Genomic DNA, 20,252 nt, shown 5'->3' on the forward strand with positions numbered 1-20,252 from the left:
CCTGCGCGCACGCCGATCATCGCGCCGAGGCCTCCGGGAGTCGCCGCAGAGGCGGACGAAGACGAAGGTCCGCGCCTGGTGCGCCGCCCCGGTGGCGCCGTGCGTCCCGTCGCGGCCCCGAAGACCACCCAGAAGCCCGGTCCGCAGAAGCAGCGCGGACGCCTCACGGTCGTCACAGCGCTCACCGCCGACGACGTCCGCGAGCGCTCGATCGCCTCGTTCCGCCGCCGCACCCAGCGCCTGAAGGGTCACGCCGCGAACGAGCCGAAGGAAAAGCTGATTCGCGAAGTCGTCATTCCGGAAGCGATCACGATCCAGGAGCTCGCGAACCGCATGGCGGAGCGCGCGGTCGACGTCATCCGCATGCTGATGAAGCAGGGCGCGATGCACAAGATCACCGACGTGATCGATGCCGACACGGCGCAACTGATCGCCGAAGAACTCGGCCATAGCGTCAAGCGCGTCGCCGCGTCCGACGTTGAGGAAGGCCTGTTCGACGTCGTCGACGATTCCTCCGACACCGAGCCGCGTTCGCCCGTGGTCACCGTCATGGGTCACGTCGACCACGGCAAGACCTCGCTGCTCGACGCGCTGCGCCACGCCAACGTGGTGTCGGGCGAAGCCGGCGGTATCACCCAGCACATCGGTGCCTATCAGGTGACTTCGCCGGAAAGCGGCAAGAAGATCACCTTCATCGATACGCCCGGCCACGCCGCGTTCACCGCGATGCGCGCCCGCGGCGCCAAGGTCACCGACATCGTCGTGCTGGTGGTCGCGGCCGATGACGGCGTGATGCCGCAGACGATCGAAGCGATCAACCACGCCAAGGCGGCCAAGGTGCCGATGATCGTGGCGATCAACAAGATCGACAAGCCCGATGCGCGGCCGGAGCGCGTGCGCACCGAATTGCTGCAGTACGAGGTGCAGGTCGAATCGCTCGGCGGCGACGTCGTCGACGTCGAGGTCTCGGCCAAGAACAAGACCAATCTCGACCGGCTGCTCGAGATGATCGCGCTGCAGGCCGAAATCCTCGACCTGAAGACCAATTCGCAGCGTCCGGCGGAAGGCACCGTGATCGAAGCCAAGCTCGATCGTGGCCGCGGTCCGGTCGCGACCGTGCTGGTGCAGCGCGGCACGCTGCGGATCGGCGACATCATCGTGGCCGGCGCCGAGATGGGCCGCGTCCGCGCCTTGATCTCCGACCAGGGCGAGAATCTCGACGAGGCCGGCCCGTCCGTGCCGGTCGAGGTGCTCGGCTTCAACGGTCCGCCGGAAGCCGGCGACCGTCTCGCTGTCGTCGAGAACGAAGCCCGCGCCCGCCAGGTCACGAGCTACCGCGCGCACCAGAAGCGCGAGAACGCGGCTGCCTCGATCTCCGGCATGCGCGGCTCTCTCGAGCAGATGATGTCGCAGCTCAAGACCGCGGGCCGCAAGGAGTTCCCGCTGATCGTCAAGGCCGACGTGCAGGGCTCGCTGGAAGCGATCCTGGGCTCGCTGGAGAAGCTCGGCACCGACGAAGTCGCCGCCCGCATCCTGCATGCCGGCGTCGGCGGCATCTCGGAGTCCGACGTCACGCTGGCGGAAGGCTTCAACGCCGCGATCATCGGCTTCTCGGTCCGCGCCAACAAGGAAGCGGCGGCCGCAGCCAAGCGCAACGGCATCGAGATCCGCTACTACAACATCATCTACGACCTCGTGGATGACATCAAAAAGGCGATGTCCGGCCTGCTCGCGCCCACGCTGCGCGAAACCATGCTGGGCAACGCGCAGATCCTGGAAGTGTTCAACATTTCCAAGGTCGGCAAGGTCGCGGGTTGCCGCGTCACCGACGGCACCGTGGAACGCGGCGCCAATGTTCGCCTGATCCGCGACAACGTCGTGGTGCACGAAGGCAAGCTGTCGACGCTGAAGCGCTTCAAGGATGAAGTGAAGGAAGTGGTCGCCGGCCAGGAGTGTGGCATGGCATTCGAGAACTACGGCGACATGCGTGTCGGCGACGTGATCGAATGTTACCGCATCGAGACGATCCAGCGCTCTCTGTAAGTCCAAATCTTACTAAGCGCAGATCTTACTAAGGCGTCTGGGTCCATTTGACTGAAAATGCGACGACGTGGCCGGACTTTAGTCCGGCCACCGGCGCATCGTCCGATTGAAAGCAAAGCTAGACATTGATGCCCGCGGCCAAGGCCGGCGGGCGCGACGGTTTTGGAAGAAGGTCATGCCCCGTCAAAAGAAGAGTTCCAGCCCTGGCGGATCGCAACGTCAGCTGCGCGTCGGCGAAACGGTTCGCCATGCGGTTGCCGAGATTCTGTCGCAGGGTGAGGTCCACGATCCCGATCTGAAAGGCCACATCATCACCGTTCCCGAGGTGCGCATGTCGCCGGACCTGAAGCTCGCCACGGTCTACGTGATGCCGCTCGGCGGACGCGACACCGACGCGGTGATCGCCGCGCTCGAGCGCAACAAGAAGTTCCTTCGCGGCGAGATCGCGCATCGCGTCAACCTGAAATTTGCACCCGACATTCGCTTCCGCGTCGATGAGCGGTTCGACGAGGCGGAGCGCATCGAAAAACTACTGCGGACACCTGCGGTGCAGCGAGACCTTGCACCCGATTCGGACGACGAGTGATGACTGTGATGACGACCAACAGCGTTATCGACGCGAAAGATGCCGACGCGCGCGACGCTGAGCGGGATGCTTTTGCCGGGCCGCGCACCGACGATGCGCGCCGCACCAACAACGACCCGCGCCAAAAGCAGGGCAGGCAGAACCAGCAGCCGCGCCGCGACAAGCGCGACGTCCATGGCTGGGTGGTGCTCGACAAGCCGATCGGGATGACCTCGACGCAAGCCGTCGCCGTGCTCAAGCGCCTGTTCCAGGCCAAGCGCGCCGGCCATGCCGGCACGCTCGATCCGCTCGCCTCCGGCGGTCTGCCGATCGCGCTCGGCGAAGCCACCAAGACGGTGCCGTTCGTGATGGACGGCCGCAAGCGCTACCGCTTCACGGTCAGCTGGGGCGAGGAACGCGACACCGACGACACCGAGGGACGGCCGGTCAGGACCAGCGAGAGCCGGCCGACCGCCGATTCGATCCGCCAGCTGCTGCCGCGCTTTACTGGGGTGATCGAGCAGATCCCGCCGCAATATTCGGCCATCAAGGTGCAGGGCGAGCGGGCCTATGATCTGGCACGCGACGGCGAAACCGTGGAACTGAAGCCCCGCCCGGTCGAGATTCACGAATTAACCCTTGTCGAACATGGTGATCACGGACAATCCGTGTTCGAGGCCGAGTGCGGCAAGGGAACCTATGTCCGGGCCCTGGCCCGCGATATGGGGCGGATTCTGGGCTGTTTCGGCCATATCTGCGCCCTGCGGCGGACCCTTGTCGGTCCGTTTACCGAGCGGGACATGATTCCGCTGGAACAGTTGGAGGCTTTATGCAATAGAGCCGCGTCTGGCGAGGGCAGCCTCGCCGACGCGCTTTTGCCCGTTGAGACCGCGCTGGACGACATCCCGGCACTGGCCGTCACACGGGCTGATGCGGCAAGGCTCCATCGGGGCCAGGCCGTTTTGTTGCGCGGACGGGATGCGCCCAATACCAGCGGCACAGTCTATGTCACGGTGGCAGGCCGGCTTCTCGCGCTTGCCGAAATTGGCAATGGCGAACTCATCCCCAAGCGCGTGTTCAACCTGAACGGACTGACTGCCAGTCCGGCTCGCAACGATGAAAGTAACTGACGATGTCGATTACCGCCGAACGCAAAGCGGAAGTCATCAAGACGAATGCCAACAAGGCCGGCGACACCGGCTCGCCCGAGGTTCAGGTCGCGATCCTGTCGGAACGCATCAATAACCTCACCGAGCACTTCAAGAGCCATGTGAAGGACAACCATTCACGCCGCGGCCTCCTGAAGCTCGTGTCGACGCGTCGCTCCCTGCTTGACTACATCAAGCGCAAGGACGAGGCGCGCTACAAGGCGCTGCTCGAGAAGCACAACATCCGTCGTTGATTTGAGAAGCACGCGCGCGAGGTTCGCGCGCGTTTTCGTATGGTCGTCCGTGAACTCGGGCTTTCGAATTGTCGAAAGATGATCATGCGCAACAGCATGGCCATCGCGCCATGCACACTAGCGTCCAGCAGCAATCCGGCCGCTGGACCGGGCAAGATGCCCAGATGACCGAAAGGATGGACGCCATCCGAAATCCAGGGACCATGGCAGGATCGCCGGATGCTGACCGCAGCAGCGCATCAGTGTCTCGCCGTCTTGGCATGGTCTTTGTGTTTCAGGGCGCCGTGCTTTCGTGAAACCATGAAAGAAAACCGAAATGTTCAATTCGCATTCCGTCGAGATCGACTGGGGTGGACGTCCCCTCAGACTTGAAACCGGCAAGATCGCCCGCCAGGCCGACGGCGCCGTGCTGGCGACCTACGGCGAGACCGTGGTGCTCGCCACCGTCGTCGCGGCGAAGACGCCGCGCGAAGGCGTCGACTTCCTGCCGCTCACCGTCGACTACCAGGAGAAGACCTACGCCGCGGGCCGCATTCCCGGCGGCTATTTCAAGCGCGAAGGCCGTCCGACCGAGAAGGAGACGCTGGTCTCCCGTCTGATCGACCGCCCGATCCGTCCGCTGTTCGTCGACGGCTGGCGCAACGAGACCCAGGTGATCGTCACCGTCCTGTCGCACGACATGGAGAACGATCCGGACATCGTGTCGCTGGTCGCCGCCTCCGCCGCCCTGACGCTGTCGGGCGCGCCGTTCAAGGGCCCGATCGGCGCCGCGCGCGTCGGCTTCGCCAATGACGAATACGTGCTCAACCCGACGCTCGACGAGATGACCGAGACCCAGCTCGACCTGGTCGTCGCCGGCACCGCCGACGCCGTGCTGATGGTCGAATCGGAAGCCAAGGAGCTCAACGAAGACGTGATGCTCGGCGCGGTCATGTTCGGCCACCGCCACTTCCAGCCGGTCATCAACGCGATCATCGAGCTTGCCGAGAAGGCCGCCAAGGAGCCGCGCGAAGTCACCACGATCGACAATTCGGAGATCGAAAAGGAGATGCTTGGCATCGCCGAGCAGGAGCTGCGCAAGGCGTATGCGATCCCGGTCAAGCAGGAACGCTATGCCGCGGTCGGCGCCGTCAAGGAGAAGGTGCTGGCGCACTTCTTCCCGGAAGGCCAGGAGCCGAAATACGACAAGCTCCGCGTCGCCGGCGTGTTCAAGGAACTGGAAGCCAAGATCGTTCGCTGGAACATCCTCGACACCGGCAAGCGCATCGACGGCCGTGACGCCAAGACCGTGCGCAACATCATCGCCGAAGCCGGCATCCTGCCGCGCGCCCACGGCTCGGCGCTGTTCACCCGTGGTGAGACCCAGGCGGTGGTGGTGACCACGCTCGGCACCGGCGAGGACGAGCAGTACATCGACGCGCTGTCGGGGACCTACAAGGAAACCTTCCTGCTGCACTACAACTTCCCGCCCTACTCGGTCGGTGAGACCGGTCGCCTCGGCGGCACCAAGCGCCGCGAGATCGGCCACGGCAAGCTCGCCTGGCGTGCGATCCACCCGGTGCTGCCGCCGCACCACGAGTTCCCGTACACGATCCGCGTGGTCTCCGAGATCACCGAGTCGAACGGCTCGTCCTCGATGGCCTCGGTGTGCGGCGCCTCGCTGTCGCTGATGGATGCCGGCGTGCCGCTGAAGCGGCCGACCGCCGGTATCGCCATGGGCCTGATTCTGGAAGGTCAGCGCTTCGCGGTGCTGTCGGACATCCTCGGTGACGAGGATCATCTCGGCGACATGGACTTCAAGGTGGCCGGCACCGACCAGGGCATCACCTCGCTCCAGATGGACATCAAGATCGAGGGCATCACCGAGGAGATCATGAAGGTGGCGCTTGGCCAGGCCAAGGACGGGCGCATCCACATCCTGGGTGAAATGTCCAAGGCCCTGACCGCCGCGCGCGCCGAGCTCGGCGAATACGCGCCGCGCATCGAGACCTTCAAGATCGCCACCGACAAGATCCGCGAAGTGATCGGCACCGGCGGCAAGGTGATCCGCGAGATCGTCGAGAAGACCGGCGCCAAGGTCAACATCGAGGACGACGGCACCGTGAAGGTCGCTTCCAACGATGGCGAGGCGATGAAGGCTGCGATCAAGTGGATCAAGTCGATCGCCTCCGATCCGGAGATCGGCCAGATCTACGAGGGCACCGTCGTCAAGGTGATGGAGTTCGGCGCGTTCGTGAACTTCTTCGGCGCCAAGGACGGCCTCGTCCACATCAGCCAGCTCGCGGCCAGCCGCGTGCAGAAGACCTCCGACGTCGTCAAGGAAGGCGACAAGGTCAAGGTCAAGCTGCTCGGCTTCGACGATCGCGGCAAGACCCGCCTGTCGATGAAGGCGGTCGACCAGGAGACCGGCGAGGACCTCGAGGCCAAGCAGAAGACCGACGCCCCGGCCCCGCGCGAAGCTGCCGGCGAGTAAGCTTGTTTGAAATGAAACGACGAAGGGCGGCCGAAAGGCCGCCCTTTTTGTTTGATGGGATGTTCGAACGGGCCAGCGCCCTGTCAGACAATGCGAGATTCCGACGCAGCGTCACAATGACCGTCTTCGAAACGGCATACGGTGGCTCGCGCGTATCTCGCTATGCTCTGTCGACGGCGACACTGGAGCTACAGGTCAGGAGGAATCGATGTCACTTATATCCCGCCGCCATCTCGTGCTTGCGGCAACTACGACCGCCGCGGCCGCGGCCGCGCCACGTTTCGCGTTCGCGCAGACCACGACACAGGCCCCGGCCGGACCGTTCAAGATCGAACCGCTGGCCTATCCCGCCAATGCGCTGGAGCCGCATATCGATGCCAAGACGATGGAAATCCATCACGACCGGCATCACCAGGCCTATGTCACCAACCTCAACACATTCGCCAAGGACAATCCGCAGATCGCGGAGAAGCCGGTCACCGAGGTGCTCGCCAATCTCGGCAGCGTGCCGGACGCGATCCGCACCGGCGTGCGCAACAACATGGGTGGCCACGCCAACCACACGATGTTCTGGCAGATCATGGGACCGAACGGCGGCAAGCCCGACGGCGACGTGCTCGCCGCGATCGACCGCGACCTCGGCGGCTTGGAAAAACTCCAGGCCGATTTCAACGCCGCCGGCGGGCGCGTGTTCGGCTCCGGCTGGGTGTTCGTCACCGTGACCAAGGACGGCAAGCTCGCGATCGAGACGCGGCCCGAACCAGGACAATCCGATCATGGACGGCAAACGCGGGCTGCTCGGCAACGACGTCTGGGAGCACGCCTATTACCTGACCTACCAGAACCGCCGGCCCGATTACCTCAAGGCGTGGTGGAATACGGTGAACTGGAAGGCCGTGGCCGAGCGTTATGCCGCAGCCAAGGCCGGCACGCTCGGCGTGTGAGCCGCGGGCTCGCCGGTCGCAACGAACTGCGTTAGGCTTGAAAGCCCCGCGATCGCTTCGCGGGGCTTCCACCTTTATACGTCCGCAGCTTCGCACCGCCGGTGCCGAACGCCAAGGGGATCGACGATGACGCTGCCGATCATCCGCCCTGCCCGTGCTGACGAACTTGATGCGATCGCGCGCGCCTGGATGGACAGCTGGGTCTCGACCGGGCTCTCGCAGGCAAGCGAAGGTCTGTTGAACGATCTGCGCGCCCGTCTGCCGCGCGAGATCGCGGGCGGCTGGAGCCTGTTTGTCGCCGACGATCACGGCACCATCGCCGCCATGCTGGCGCTGCACCTGCCGACCTTTTTGCTCGACCAGCTGATGGTCGTGCCCACCCATCAGGGCCAGAGCCTCGGACGCCATCTGCTCGCCTTCACGCGCCAACAGATGCCCGACGAGATTTGGTTGAAATGCGTCCGCGAGAACGAGAAGGCCTGGCGCTGGTACGAGCGCGAAGGCTTTGTGTTCGAGAAGGAAGCGCCCAATCCGGTCACCGGCTTCATGATGAAGCACTACCGGTGGAAGCGAACAAACCGCACATTGGAGGCTAACCCATGATCAAACTGTACTGGTCGCCGCGCTCGCGCTCGTTCTCCGCCATCTGGCTCTTGGAAGAATCCGGCCTGGCTTACGAACGGGTGCTGACCGACATCAGCACCGGCGCGCAGAAGTCGCCGGACTTCCTCAAGATCAACCCGATGGGCAAGGTGCCGGCGTTGACCGACGGCGATGCCCGGCTCGCCGAGGCCGCCGCGATCTGCGCCTATATCGCCGACCGCTATCCGGAGACCAAGCTCGCACCGGCCACGAACGATCCGAAGCGCGCACGCTATCTGCAATGGCTGTTCTTCTCGCCGAGCTGCATCGAGCCGGCGCTGATCCAGCTCTTCACCAAGCTCGAGGTGCCGACCAGCACCGCGGCATGGGGCAGCGCGGCGCAGGTGTTCGACGTGCTCGATGCCGAGTTGCAGAAGGGGCCGTGGATCCTCGGCGATCAGTTCTCCGCCGCCGACATCGCGATCGGCGCGGGACTGAATTTTGCGGTGCGCGTGTTCAAGATGGTGCCGCCACGGCCGTCATTCGAGGCCTATATCGACCGCTGCATGGCGCGGCCCGCGTTCCAGCGCGCAGAGAAGATCGCGGCGGGGTAACGCGATGTAGCCCGGATGCAGCAAAGCGAAATCCGGGAAACTATCTCCACGTCAACGTCTGTCCCGGATTTCGCTCCGCTCCATCCGGGCTACGAAGCAGTGGATTCCCAAACGGCCCTAGCCCGGGACGATGCGCGGATCGACGTCCTGCGTGTAGTCGACGCCGTCGATGCCGAAGCCGAACAGGCGGAGGAACTGGCTCTTGTATTCGCCTAGATCCGCCAGTTCGCCGAGCGTCTCGGTGGTGAGCAGCGGCCAGCGCCGGGAGACTTCCGTCTGCACTTCGGGCGAAAGCTCCCAATCGTCGACCCGGATGCGCTGCGCATCGTCGAGCGCGACGCCCTTGCCGAGGCGGGTGCGGAACAGGCGGTCGATCTGCTCGATGCAGCCCTCATGGAGCCCGAGCTGCTTCATCACCTTGAACAGCACCGTGCCGTAGAGCGGCACCACCGGAATGGCCGAGCTCGCCTGGGTGACCACGGCCTTCAGCGCGACGACGCGGGCGGCATCCGCGCCGAGCCGGCCGCGGATCGCTTCTGCCTTGCTGTCGAGATCGACCTTGGCGCGACCAAGCGTGCCGTTCCAGTAGATCGGCCAGGTCAGTTCGCTGCCGATATAGGTGTAGTTGAGGGTCCGGAAGCCCGGCGCCAGCACGCCGGCATCGGCGAGCTGGTCGATCCAGCGCTTCCAGTCATCGCCGCCCATCACCGCGACCGTGGCCGCGGTTTGCTCCTCGTTCGCGGGCTCGAGGGTGGTCTGGAACACCTCGCCGGTCTCGGTGTCGAGCGTCTTGATCTCGACCGGCGCGCGAGCGGCTTGATGACCGAGCGATAGGTCTTGCCCGTGTCCGGATCGGTGCGGACCGGTGCCGCCATGCTGTAGACCAGCAAGTCGAGCTGTCCGAACTTTTCGCGCACGCGCTCGATGAAGTCTTTCTTCATCTCGTCGGAGAAGGCATCGCCCTCCAGCGTGAGCGGCGAGCGTCCGATCTTCTCGGCCTCGATCTCGAAGGCGCGGTTGTTGTACCAGCCGGCGCTGGCGCTTCTCTTTTCCGACGGCTCGCGCTCCAGCGACACGCCGATCGTGTCCGCGCCGCCGGCGAAGGTCGCAACGATGCGGCTCGCGAGACCGTAGCCCGTCGAGCAGCCGAGCACGGCGACCCGCTTGGGGCAGTCCGCGACCGGACCCTGCTTGAGAACGTAGGCGATCTGTTCGCGGACATTCGTGGCGCAGCCGACGGGATGTGCCGTCGTGCAGATGAAGCCTCGCACGCGCGGTTCAATAATCATTCCCACCCCATTCCGGATCGTTGCAATATCCCCATTCGCTGCCTGCGGACCTCCCTCAGCAAGCGAGGAGAGGCGAAATCAGGCACCAAGCCGCCTGAATACCAGCGTGGCGTTGGTGCCGCCGAAGCCGAACGAGTTTGACAACACGGTATTGAGCTTGGCGTTGTCGATGCGCTTGCGCACGATCGGCATGTCGGCGAACACCGGATCGAGCTCGGTGATATGCGCGCTTTCGCAGATGAAACCGTTGTTCAGCATCAGCAGCGAGTAGATCGCTTCCTGCACGCCGGTGGCTCCGAGCGAGTGGCCGGTCAGCGCCTTGGTCGCCGAGATCGGCGGGCACCTGTCGCCGGTGCCGAACACCTTGCGGATCGCCTCGATCTCCGGCGGATCGCCGGCCGGCGTTGAGGTGGCGTGCGGATTGATGTAATCGACCGGCGTGTCCACTGTCGACATCGCCATGCGCATGCAGCGCTCGGCGCCTTCGCCCGACGGTGCCACCATGTCGTACCCGTCCGAGGTCGCGCCGTAGCCGACGACCTCACCGTAGATCCGCGCGCCGCGCGCCTTGGCATGCTCGAGCTCTTCGAGCACCACAACACCTGCGCCACCGGCGATCACGAAACCGTCGCGGCTGATGTCGTAGGGACGCGAGGCGGTCGCCGGCGTGTCGTTGTACTTCGACGACATGGCGCCCATGGCGTCGAACAGCACCGACAGCGTCCAGTCGAGTTCCTCGCAGCCGCCGGCGAAGATGATGTCCTGCTTGCCGATCTGGATCGTCTCATAGGCGTTGCCGATGCAATGGTTCGACGTCGCACAGGCCGAGGAGATCGAGTAGTTCACGCCCTTGATCTTGAACCAGGTCGCGAGCGTCGCCGACGCGGTCGAGGACATTCCCTTCGGCACGGCGAACGGGCCAACGCGCTTCGGGCCCTTGGCGCGCGCGATGTCGGCGGCCTCCACCAGCGTGCGTGTCGACGGTCCGCCGGATCCCATGATGATGCCGGTGCGGATGTTGGAGACCTCGTTCTCCTCGAGGCCGGAGTCGCGGATCGCCTGCTCCATGGCGACGTGATTCCACGCAGCACCTTCGGCGAGGAACCGCATCGCGCGGCGATCGATCACCTCGGCGGGATTGAGTGTCGGCGCACCGTGCACCTGCGAACGGAAGCCGAGCTCAGCAGCCTTCTCCGCACGCGAAATGCCCGACTTTGCCTCGTAGAGGCTCGCAAGCACTTCCTGGGTGTTGTTACCGATGGACGAGACAATCCCCATCCCCGTGATGACAACCCGCCTCATGTTCGCCTCGCCCTGCCTTTATGTTGCCGCATGATGATCCTGCTCAAGATGGCGCCGTGCCCTGCTTGAACAATCCGACCTTCAAGTCCTTGGCGCGATAGATAATCTCGTCGTCCATGGAAAGCCACCCGTCGGCAATTCCAAGCACGAGCTTTGACCGCATCACGCGCTTGATATCGATGTTGTACACAACCTTGCGCGCGTGCGGCAGCACCTGTCCGGAGAACTTCAGCTCGCCGAGGCCGAGCGCGCGGCCACGACCTTCGCCACCGATCCAGCCAAGGTAAAAGCCGACCATTTGCCACATGGCATCGAGGCCGAGGCAGCCCGGCATCACCGGATCGTTCTTGAAATGGCAGCCGAAGAACCAGAGATCCGGTTTCACTTCGAGCTCGGCGCGCACCAGCCCCTTGCCGTACTCGCCGCCGGTTTGCGAGACCTCACTGATGCGATCGAACATCAGCATCGGTGGCAGCGGCAACTGGGCGTTGCCGGGACCGAAAAGCTCGCCCCGCCCGCAAGCCAGCAAATCCTCGTATTCGTAACCGCTGCGCCGATCCAGCATCCTCTATCCACCTCTGATGTCCCGATGAAGCGCTTTGCTTGGTCGGACCTTGATCTACCCACGGGAACCGGAATAACCCGTCCCGCATCTTGGCGCTACCAGGGTACGCTACCGGCCTGTTATCTCTGCCGAAAGCGCATATGTGGTCCGCGCGCTCTCTAACATAGGGCTAACTGGGCGGCAAAGCGGCATTCCGATGATAAATTGCCGTTTCTCCTTAGGTTTCTACCGCAGCTTGGATTCGTTCTAGTTGCGAAAAACTTGCATCTGATGGGCATCCTTTTTATATTTATGAGGAATATTGCCTGAGTTGGGTGCATAGAGTGGATATGAACGACGAAGGACCGGCTGTGAACGATGATGCCGTGCACCCGGCTGCCCGGGGCGCTGGGCACCACCCTGCCCTGACCGGTTGTCCGTGGCATGACGTCAACGAGATGCTGCAGTCTGCCGGCCTCCGGCCGACCCGTCAGCGCATGGCGCTGGGTTGGCTGCTGTTCGGCAAGGGTGCCCGCCACCTGACCGCTGAAATGCTGTACGAAGAAGCCACGCTGGCGAAGGTTCCGGTGTCGCTGGCGACCGTCTACAACACCCTCAACCAGCTGACCGATGCCGGCCTGCTGCGCCAGGTCAGCGTCGACGGCACCAAGACCTATTTCGACACCAACGTGTCGACACATCACCACTTCTATCTCGAGCATAACCACGAGCTGGTCGACATTCCCGACCCGAACCTCGTGCTGTCGAAGATGCCCAACGTGCCGGATGGCTACGAGATTTCCCGCGTCGACATGGTCGTGCGGCTGCGCAAGAAGCGCTGATCGGGCTTTGGCGTCGATGTGAGTTGTGATGGCCGGGCTCGTCCCGGCCATTGTCGTTTTGCACAAACGTCATTCCGGGATGGTCCAAAGGACCAGACCCGGAATCTCGAGATTCCGGGTTCGATGCCAAACGCATCGCCCCGGAATGACGCTGCGCGTCAGTCCACCTTCTCGTCGGCGTAGACGCCCCAGAGGCGCTGCTGCTCGATCCAGCCGTCGAACCCGTTGCCGGTGACCCGGCACCAGTTATTGGCGCATTTCTTGACCTGCGCGACGACGCCGGCCTGCAGGCGCGCCGCGATGCCGCTGGTGGCGTCGGGACGATCGTAGAGCGAGGCCAGATCGTCCTTGTTCTTCATCGTGACGACCGCGGTGCGGCGGCCGGACAGCAGGGAATGATAGACCCAGCCTTCGGCGCCTTCGGAATCGCGCACCCGGCGCCAGTTCTCGAACTCGGCGGTGATTTCGACGGGCAGCCCCGACCGCGTGTAGACCCAGGCGACGTCATTGTCCTTGGTCGGACCGCCCCGGACGTTCACATGATCGGATTTCAGGCTGACATAGCGCGGAATCGGCAGGCCGCTGGTGGTGGGGCTCAAATCCTTGGCGGAATGTCCGGGCATGACCGACGCACTCAGCATGCTCCCGACCAGCGCCACCAATGAACCCAAACGCCAGACCATCAACTCGTCTCCTGCCGAGATGCCCAACCCGCATTCGGCGAGCTGCAACCCAAACCCAAATTCAAACCCGTGCCCGAAGGCCCTGCGCCCGCGCTATGCGGTCCCCGCCCGCATGGATCCGAGGGGTTCTTGTCTTGGCCCGGCCTTCTGCTAGAGAGGACGGAACGCCTGAGAGCCAGAACACCCGAATTTCCCGTTGTCTCCCCTTGGCGACAGCCGGGGCAAGCATCGGGGAACCCTAGGAAACGCGAAGGAAACGCCGGGACAGCGCGGCTATCAGCAGTGTCGATCAACCGGGTTAATGAGGCCTCAACGGCTCGGTTTTTGACGAGCCGCGCACCTCATGAAAGCAGGACATGTCGGTGAAGAAAAAGCCTCTCGTCGTCGTCACCCGCAAGTTGCCGGACTCGATCGAGACCCGGATGCGCGAGCTGTTCGATGCCAGACTGAATCTCGACGACACACCGATGACGCCGGAACAGATCGCCGAGGCGGCGAGGACCGCCGACGTGCTGGTGCCGACCGTGACCGACATGGTCCGCGAGGACGTGATCAATCAGCCCGACTGCAAGCTGAAGATGATCGCCAATTTCGGCAATGGCGTCGACAATATCGACGTCGCGGCCGCGCATGCTCGCGGCATCACGGTGACCAACACGCCGAAGGTGCTGACCGAGGACACCGCCGACATGACCATGGCGCTGATCCTCGCGGTGCCGCGGCGCCTGATCGAGGGCGCCTCGATCCTGACCGAAGGCAAGCAGCACTGGGCGGGCTGGTCGCCGACCTGGATGCTCGGCCACCGCATCGGCGGCAAGCGGCTCGGCATCGTCGGCATGGGCCGCATCGGCCAGGCCGTGGCGCGTCGCGCTCGCGCCTTCGGCTTGCAGATCCACTATCACAACCGCCGCCCGGTGGCGCCCATGATCGCCGAAGAGCTCGGGGCGACCTATTGGGAAAGCCTCGACCAGATGCTGGCGCGGATGGACATCATCTCGGTGAACTGCCCGCACACGCCGGCGACCTATCATCTGCTCTCGGCGCGGCGGCTCAAGCTGATCCGGAAAGAGGCCTATGTCGTCAACACCGCGCGCGGCGAGGTGATCGACGAGGACACGCTGATCAAGCTGATTGAAGCCGGCGACATCGGCGGCGCAGCCCTCGACGTCTATGAGCACGAGCCCGCGGTGAACCCGAAGCTGGTACGGCTCGCCAGGGCCGGCAAGGTGACGCTGCTGCCGCATATGGGCTCGGCCACCATCGAAGGCCGCGTCGAGATGGGCGAGAAGGTGATCATCAACATCCGAACCTTCCTCGACGCCCACAAGCCGCCGGATCGCGTGCTGCCGAGCATGCTGTAGGGTTTTGTTGCCCGGATGGAGCCAACCTCCCCTTGAAAAGGGGAGGTTGCTTTGCTCGTCAGAGCAAATATCGAAAACAACCCCATGCCAAGTAGCCGGTGCGGCCGACCCGCATTCGGTGCCGTCCCTGCCTAGTGCGCAATTGCGCACGGGAGCAGGGATCCATAAGCACCGAAGTTAAAGGTTGGACCGAGCTGGGGCTCCAGCCTTCGTAATTGTGAGAGCTGTGGTTATGCGTCCCGGCTCAAGGCCGGGACGACGATGTGGCAACAGCCCGCCCTATTTCTTCCGCCGCGCCTGCTTGCGCCAGTCGGCGACGAATGACGCGAAGGCGGCGAGCGCCGGCGGCGGCTGACGGCGACTCGGGTAGTACAAGAACGGCCCGTCGAACGGCGGGCACCAGTCGTCGAGCACGCTGACCAGCGCGCCGGATTTGATGCCGTAGCGGACGTAGCCCTCGAACGTGGCCCAGTAGCCGACGCCGTCATGGACCGCGCGGAGCGCGAGGCCGAGATAGGTCGCAGTCAGCTTGGCGGGCGGCGACACCTTCACCAGGCGGCCATTCTTCTCGAATTCCCAATCGAACATCACGCCGTTGCTGAAGCGGCTGCGGATGCAGGCGTGCGTCAGCAGATCCTTCGGATGCATCGGCCGGCCATGCTTCGCGACATAGTCGCTCGACGCCACGACCGCGTAGCGCTGTGGCGCACCGAGCGGAACCGCGACCATGTCCTGCGCCAGATGCTCGCCATAGCGCACGCCGGCGTCAAAGCCCTGCGCGACGATGTCCACGAACGCACTCTCAGCCACGACATCGAGGTCGACCTGCGGATATCTGGCGAGGAACGGCGCGATCATCGGTGCCAGCACGAGGTCGACCGCGGGCGGCGGCGCGTTGATGCGCAGCCGCCCCGACGGCTCGGCGCGCAGGCCGCGCACCTCGGTGATCGCGTCGGCGACGTTGACCATTGCCGGCGCAACGCGGGCGAGCAGCAGCTCGCCGGCTTCGGTCAGCGCGACGCTGCGGGTGGTACGGTTCATCAGGCGGACGCCGAGCCGCTCCTCCATATCGCGCAGGCGCTGGCTGAGGCTTGAGACCGAGACGCGGCTCTCCAGCGCGGCACGCCGGAAGTTGCGCGTGCGCGCCACCGCCACGAAGGCATCGAGGTCGCGAAGGTCGAAATCCTGCATTGTTCGATATAGTGAACAACCTATTCTGGATTGTCCAGCTTATCCCAAAAACCGGATCGGCCCATATCAGCGACGGCGGATCATCCGCTGCAATGTTTTGGGAACACCACCATGGACACACGCAAACTCGGTTCCACCGGCCCGACGGTTTCGCTGATCGGCCTCGGCTGCATGGGCATGTCCGACTTCTACGGTCCGACTGACCGCAGCGAGAGCATCGCCACCATCCATGCCGCGCTCGACGCCGGCATCACGCTGCTCGACACCGGCGACTTCTACGGCATGGGGCACAACGAGATGCTGATCGGCGAGGCCCTGAAGAGCCGCAGCCGCGACAATCTGCAGATCAGCGTCAAGTTCGGCGCGCTGCGCGATCGCAATTACGGCTTTCTCGGCTATGACAGCCGTCCCGTTGCGGTGAAGAATTTCGTCGCCTACTCGCTGCAGCGGCTGGGCGTCGATCAGATCGATATCTATCGCCCGGCGCGGCTCGATCCCAATGTGCCGGTCGAGGATACGGTCGGCGCGATGGCCGACATGATCAAGGCCGGCTGGATCAGGTATATCGGCCTCTCCGAAGTGGGTTCCGACACCATCCGCCGCGCCCACAAGGTGCATCCGATCGCCGATTTGCAGATCGAGTATTCGCTCATCTCGCGCGGCATCGAGACCGACATCCTGAAGACCTGCCGCGAGCTCGGCATCGGCATATCAGCCTATGGCGTCTTGGCACGCGGGCTGATCAGCGGGCACTGGTCGAAGGACCACGGCGGGGCGAAGGATTTCCGCTTGATGAGCCCGCGCTTCCAGGCCGGCAACATCGACACCAACCTCGCGCTCGCCGATCGGCTGCGCGGCATCGCCGGCGAGATCGGCGCCTCCCCGGCGCAGGTCGCGATTGCCTGGGTCGCAGCGCAAGGCAAGGACATCGTGCCGCTGGTCGGCGCGCGGCGGCGCGAGCGGCTGACCGAGGCGCTCGGCGCGCGCGATGTGAAGCTGACCGCGGCGGATCTTGCCGCGCTCGCCGAAGCATTTCCGCCGGGCGCGGCGGCCGGCGGACGCTATCCGGAGGAGCACCTCCGGCACATGGACAGCGAGAAGCCCGCGACCGCGTACTGAATTCTACAGGTGCCCGCTCAGATCGGTGATCCCAGGTGTATCACCGTTGAGCGGGTTCTGCGGATCGCGCGCGTAGCGCAAGGTTTCGAACCGCATCGCGCGCGCATCCACCATCAGGAGGCGGCCGACCAGACCTTCGCCGAAACCGACGATCTCGCGGATCGCCTCCAGCGCCATCATCGATCCCAGCACGCCTGCCAGCGCGCCCATCACCCCGGCCTCGGCGCAGGCCGGCACCGTCCCCGGCGGCGGCGCCTCCGGGAACAGGCAGCGATAGGTCGGGTTGAACACGCCTTCCGCATTCTTCTCATGCGCGCGGATCGTGGTCAGCGAACCGTCGAACTGGCCCAGCGCGGCGGTGATCAGTGGCCGCTTCGCGAGGAAGCAGGCATCGGCGACGAGGTATCGGGTTTCGAAATTGTCGGAGCCGTCGAGCACGAGATCGTAATTCGCGATCAGCGCCATCGCATTGTCGGCGGTGAGCCGCATTGGATGCGGCTCGAACGTCACATGCGGGTTGAGCGCATGGATCTGGGCCGCCGCACTGTCGACCTTGCGCTTGCCGATATCAGACGTCGCATGGATGATCTGGCGCTGCAGGTTGGAGAGCGAGACAATATCGTCATCGATCACGCCGAGCCGGCCGACGCCGGCGGCGGCCAGATACATCAGCACCGGCGCGCCAAGACCGCCCGCGCCGATCACCAGCACCGACGCCTTTTTCAGCGCATTCTGGCCGGGGCCGCCCACCTCGCGCAGCACGATGTGGCGGGCATAGCGTTCAAGTTCGTCGGCACTCAGCATCTTGATGTCCTGCGCGCTGTTCCCTGAACCGGAGCGCGGTTGTTGCCGACCAAGCAGATGTGCTTAATTGCGTGGACGTCAATGGTATCAGTCATTTCCCCCGGATTTGTCATGAGATCGGTGCTTTCGGCAACATTGATGGTGGCGGCCGTGATGGTCGCAGGTATGGGCGCCGCGCACGCCCAATTGACGCCGCCGACGACGGCCGGGGCCAAGCCGAAGACCGCGACGACGGTGCCGGTCCGCCCTGCGCTGCAGAAGCCGGAGGACACCGCCAATGCGATGGCGCAGGCCGAGCGGCTGGCGCTGCAATCGGACCTCGCCTGGGTCGGCGAATATAACGGCGCGATCACCGGCGACGTCAGCGAGCGCATGGTCAATGCGATCAAGGAATTCCAGAAGAACCGCGGCGGCAAGCCGACCGGCGTGCTGAATCCGCAGGAGCGCGGCGTGCTCGCCGACACCGCGCGGCGGAAGCAGGAGAGCGTCGGCTGGAAGGTCGTCACCGAACCCGCGACCGGGGCGCGGCTCGGCATTCCGACAAAGCTGGTGCCGCAGCTCACCAGCGATGCCTCCGGCGCCAAATGGACCTCGCCGACCGGCACCGTCCAGGTGCTGCTGACCCGGCGCAAGGAGGCGAGCCCGACCACCGCAAAGCTTGCCGAGCAGGAAAAGAAGGAGCCGGCCGGCCGCACCATCGACTACACCGTGGTGAAGCCGGATTTCTTCGTGCTGTCGGGCATGCAGGGACTGAAGAAGTTCTATCTGCGCGGCACCTTGAAGGGCGACGAGGTTCGCATCCTCACCATTCTCTATGACCAGGCGATGCAGACCACCGTCGAGCCGGTGGTGATCGCGATGTCGAGCGTCTTCAACGCATTTCCGTCCGGCGTGCAGGCCGGCCCGCCGCCGCGCAAGACCGTCGAATATGCCACCGGCGTCGTGGTCAGCGACGATGGCGCTGTTGTTACCGACCGCGTGGCGACGGACGACTGCATCGCGCTGACGATCCCGGGCTACGGGAGTGCCGATCGGGTCGCCGCGGACAAGGATCATGATCTCGCATTGCTGCACATCTATGGCGCACGCGGGCTGAAGCCGCTCAACATCGCAGGCCAGGCGACGCAGACCGCGCTCGACATCACCGGCATCGCCGATCCGCAGAACCAGGGCGGCGGCGCGGCCGCGAGCAGCGTCAAGGCCTCGGTGGCGCAACTCGGCGGCGGCGACCAGGCGCTGTCACCGCCGCCTGCGATCGGGTTCTCGGGCGCGGCAGCGCTCGACGGCGGCGGCAACTTCGCCGGCATCGCGGTGTTGAAGCCTGTCATCGTTGCCGGCCCTGCCAACGCGGCACCGCCTGCGCAGGCTGCACTGGTGCCGGCCGACACGGTGCGCAACTTCCTGAAGGCACACGGCGTCAACGCGGCGGGCGAATCGGCTGATGCCAAGGCCGCCGTGGTCCGCGTGATCTGCGTCAGGAAGTAGGTTCACCTCGCCCCGCTTGCGGGGAGAGGTCGGATTGCATCGCCAGATGCAATCCGGGTGAGGGGTACAGGTCCATCAATGGACACCGCCTCGCGGACAGAGCCCCTCACCCCAACCCTCCCCACGCAAGAGCGGGGCGCGGGAGCGCAGTGGTGCTCACCTCAACGCAAACCGCACCCCGGCGCGGGCAAGACCGCCGGCGATGCCGACCGGCGTGCCGTCGGCGCGCCAGCAGGCCGCGCCCGACAGCATGCCGTCGGCGTGGAACTGGATCGCGTTCATGCCACCGGCGACCGTCGGCACGACTTGCACCTTATGGCCTTTCGCTGACAGCGCGGCGCGGATGGTCTCCGGTATCGCCTGCTCGACCTCGAGCGCATTGCCCTCGGTCCACACCCGTGGCGCCTCGACCGCCTCCTGCAGGTCCATGCCGTGGTCGATCAGGTTGATCAGCGCCTGCATCGCGCTCGGGAAGATGCGCTTCCCGCCCGGCAGTCCGAGCGCGTAAACCAGCCTGCCGTCGCGCAGCGCCATCATCGGCGACATCGAGGTGGTGACGCGCTTGCCCGCGGCGAGCGACAGCGCGTGCCCTGGCCGCGGATCGAACAGGTTCATGTAATTGTTTGGCACGGCGCCGAGGCCCGGGATCAGGATCTTGGCCCCGAACAGATTGTTGATGGTCTGGGTGGTCGCGACCACATTGCCCATCGCATCCGCCGCGGTCATGTGCGTGGTGTGGGCGCTTTCGAGTTGGGCGACGCCGGCGCTCCAGGCCTGCGCGCGGTCGGGATCGATCGCGCGGCGGCGCTCGTCGGCATAGGCCTTCGAGGTCAGCCGCTCCACCGGCACGTTGATATAGGCGGGATCGCCGCTCGCGGCCGCGCGATCGGCAAAGGCGATCTTCAGCACCTCGGCGAGATAATGGATCGTCTCGGTCGTGCCGAAGCCGAGGCGCGCGATGTCGTAGCCTTCGAGGATGTTGAGCATCTGCGTGATGTGCACGCCTGAG

At 64.8% G+C, this 20,252-nt stretch carries 18 protein-coding genes and 2 pseudogenes; 12 read left to right on the forward strand and 8 right to left on the reverse strand.

Translation table 11 applies throughout. The features are described from left to right. From infB to H8B02_RS31625, 8 genes and pseudogenes are all read left to right on the forward strand, one after another. The coding region (infB, locus tag H8B02_RS31590; RefSeq protein WP_229169804.1) for a translation initiation factor IF-2 at nt 1–2,043 on the forward strand (2,043 nt) is incomplete at its 5' end. A gap of 175 nt (nt 2,044–2,218) precedes the next feature. Beyond that, nucleotides 2,219–2,629, forward strand: coding sequence for a 30S ribosome-binding factor RbfA (gene rbfA / locus H8B02_RS31595; RefSeq protein WP_229169805.1), 411 nt, complete (start codon nt 2,219–2,221; stop codon nt 2,627–2,629). After that, complete coding sequence (gene truB, locus H8B02_RS31600) at nt 2,629–3,738, forward strand: tRNA pseudouridine(55) synthase TruB (RefSeq protein WP_229169806.1); 1,110 nt, start codon at nt 2,629–2,631, stop codon at nt 3,736–3,738. Before rbfA ends, truB begins: the two co-directional genes overlap by 1 nt. Before the next feature lie 2 nt (nt 3,739–3,740). Continuing rightward, entirely contained in the window at nt 3,741–4,010 is a 270-nt protein-coding gene (gene rpsO, locus H8B02_RS31605) for a 30S ribosomal protein S15 (RefSeq protein ID WP_016844725.1), read from the forward strand. A 316-nt stretch (nt 4,011–4,326) separates the two neighbouring features. Continuing rightward, nucleotides 4,327–6,483, forward strand: coding sequence for a polyribonucleotide nucleotidyltransferase (pnp, locus tag H8B02_RS31610; protein WP_229169807.1), 2,157 nt, complete (start codon nt 4,327–4,329; stop codon nt 6,481–6,483). A gap of 208 nt (nt 6,484–6,691) precedes the next feature. Next, a pseudogene (locus tag H8B02_RS31615) lies at nt 6,692–7,427 on the forward strand (superoxide dismutase). Nucleotides 7,428–7,553: 126 nt separating this feature from the next. Then, nucleotides 7,554–8,030 carry a GNAT family N-acetyltransferase gene (locus H8B02_RS31620; RefSeq protein WP_229169808.1) on the forward strand — a complete coding sequence of 159 codons (477 nt, stop codon included), beginning with the start codon at nt 7,554–7,556 and terminating at the stop codon, nt 8,028–8,030. Next, on the forward strand, nt 8,027–8,623 hold the full coding sequence (locus H8B02_RS31625) for a glutathione S-transferase family protein (RefSeq protein ID WP_229169809.1): 597 nt from the start codon (nt 8,027–8,029) through the stop codon (nt 8,621–8,623). The genes H8B02_RS31620 and H8B02_RS31625 overlap by 4 nt, the downstream gene beginning before the upstream one ends. Nucleotides 8,624–8,740: 117 nt before the next feature. Here the strand turns inward: H8B02_RS31625 and H8B02_RS49110 are convergent, their stop codons facing one another. From H8B02_RS49110 to fabA, 4 genes and pseudogenes are all read right to left on the reverse strand, one after another. After that, nucleotides 8,741–9,037, reverse strand: a complete 297-nt coding sequence (locus H8B02_RS49110) for a hypothetical protein (protein ID WP_283842267.1) — start codon at nt 9,035–9,037, stop codon at nt 8,741–8,743. Further along, nucleotides 9,032–9,912 (reverse strand): annotated as a pseudogene (fabV, locus tag H8B02_RS48190) (enoyl-ACP reductase FabV); the annotation flags it as partial. The gene H8B02_RS49110 and the pseudogene fabV, both read right to left, overlap by 6 nt. A 78-nt stretch (nt 9,913–9,990) precedes the next feature. After that, a complete protein-coding gene (gene fabB, locus H8B02_RS31635) occupies nt 9,991–11,214 on the reverse strand; it encodes a beta-ketoacyl-ACP synthase I (protein WP_229169810.1) in 1,224 nt (407 codons plus the stop codon). 43 nt (nt 11,215–11,257) lie between these two features. Further along, nucleotides 11,258–11,779, reverse strand: coding sequence for a bifunctional 3-hydroxydecanoyl-ACP dehydratase/trans-2-decenoyl-ACP isomerase (fabA, locus tag H8B02_RS31640; protein ID WP_229169811.1), 522 nt, complete (start codon nt 11,777–11,779; stop codon nt 11,258–11,260). A gap of 329 nt (nt 11,780–12,108) precedes the next feature. On the opposite strand from fabA, the gene irrA reads away from it, so the two are divergent. After that, nucleotides 12,109–12,600: an iron response transcriptional regulator IrrA gene (irrA, locus tag H8B02_RS31645; RefSeq protein ID WP_283842266.1), complete on the forward strand. Its 492-nt coding sequence runs from the start codon at nt 12,109–12,111 to the stop codon at nt 12,598–12,600. 158 nt (nt 12,601–12,758) lie between these two features. Here irrA and H8B02_RS31650 read toward each other — a convergent pair whose 3' ends face one another. Continuing rightward, nucleotides 12,759–13,283 carry an SH3 domain-containing protein gene (locus tag H8B02_RS31650; RefSeq protein WP_229169812.1) on the reverse strand — a complete coding sequence of 175 codons (525 nt, stop codon included), beginning with the start codon at nt 13,281–13,283 and terminating at the stop codon, nt 12,759–12,761. 356 nt (nt 13,284–13,639) lie between these two features. Here H8B02_RS31650 and H8B02_RS31655 point away from each other — a divergent pair, with 356 nt between their 5' ends. Then, nucleotides 13,640–14,644: a 2-hydroxyacid dehydrogenase gene (locus H8B02_RS31655; protein ID WP_229169813.1), complete on the forward strand. Its 1,005-nt coding sequence runs from the start codon at nt 13,640–13,642 to the stop codon at nt 14,642–14,644. 279 nt (nt 14,645–14,923) lie between these two features. On the opposite strand, the gene H8B02_RS31660 is transcribed toward H8B02_RS31655, so the two are convergent. Further along, nucleotides 14,924–15,835, reverse strand: coding sequence for a LysR family transcriptional regulator (locus H8B02_RS31660; protein WP_229169814.1), 912 nt, complete (start codon nt 15,833–15,835; stop codon nt 14,924–14,926). Between the two features lie 111 nt (nt 15,836–15,946). Between H8B02_RS31660 and H8B02_RS31665 the strand changes: the two genes are divergently transcribed. Then, nucleotides 15,947–16,954: an aldo/keto reductase gene (locus tag H8B02_RS31665; RefSeq protein ID WP_229169815.1), complete on the forward strand. Its 1,008-nt coding sequence runs from the start codon at nt 15,947–15,949 to the stop codon at nt 16,952–16,954. Between the two features lie 3 nt (nt 16,955–16,957). Here H8B02_RS31665 and H8B02_RS31670 read toward each other — a convergent pair whose 3' ends face one another. Further along, nucleotides 16,958–17,758 (reverse strand): HesA/MoeB/ThiF family protein, encoded by an 801-nt coding sequence (locus H8B02_RS31670; RefSeq protein WP_229169816.1) that lies wholly within the window; start codon nt 17,756–17,758, stop codon nt 16,958–16,960. A 111-nt stretch (nt 17,759–17,869) separates the two neighbouring features. Here H8B02_RS31670 and H8B02_RS31675 point away from each other — a divergent pair, with 111 nt between their 5' ends. After that, on the forward strand, nt 17,870–19,243 hold the full coding sequence (locus H8B02_RS31675) for a serine protease (RefSeq protein ID WP_229169817.1): 1,374 nt from the start codon (nt 17,870–17,872) through the stop codon (nt 19,241–19,243). Between the two features lie 156 nt (nt 19,244–19,399). On the opposite strand, the gene H8B02_RS31680 is transcribed toward H8B02_RS31675, so the two are convergent. Further along, the coding region (locus H8B02_RS31680; RefSeq protein WP_229169818.1) for a gamma-glutamyltransferase at nt 19,400–20,252 on the reverse strand (853 nt) is incomplete at its 5' end.

Source organism: Bradyrhizobium altum (assembly GCF_020889705.1).
Taxonomy (GTDB): domain Bacteria; phylum Pseudomonadota; class Alphaproteobacteria; order Rhizobiales; family Xanthobacteraceae; genus Bradyrhizobium; species Bradyrhizobium altum.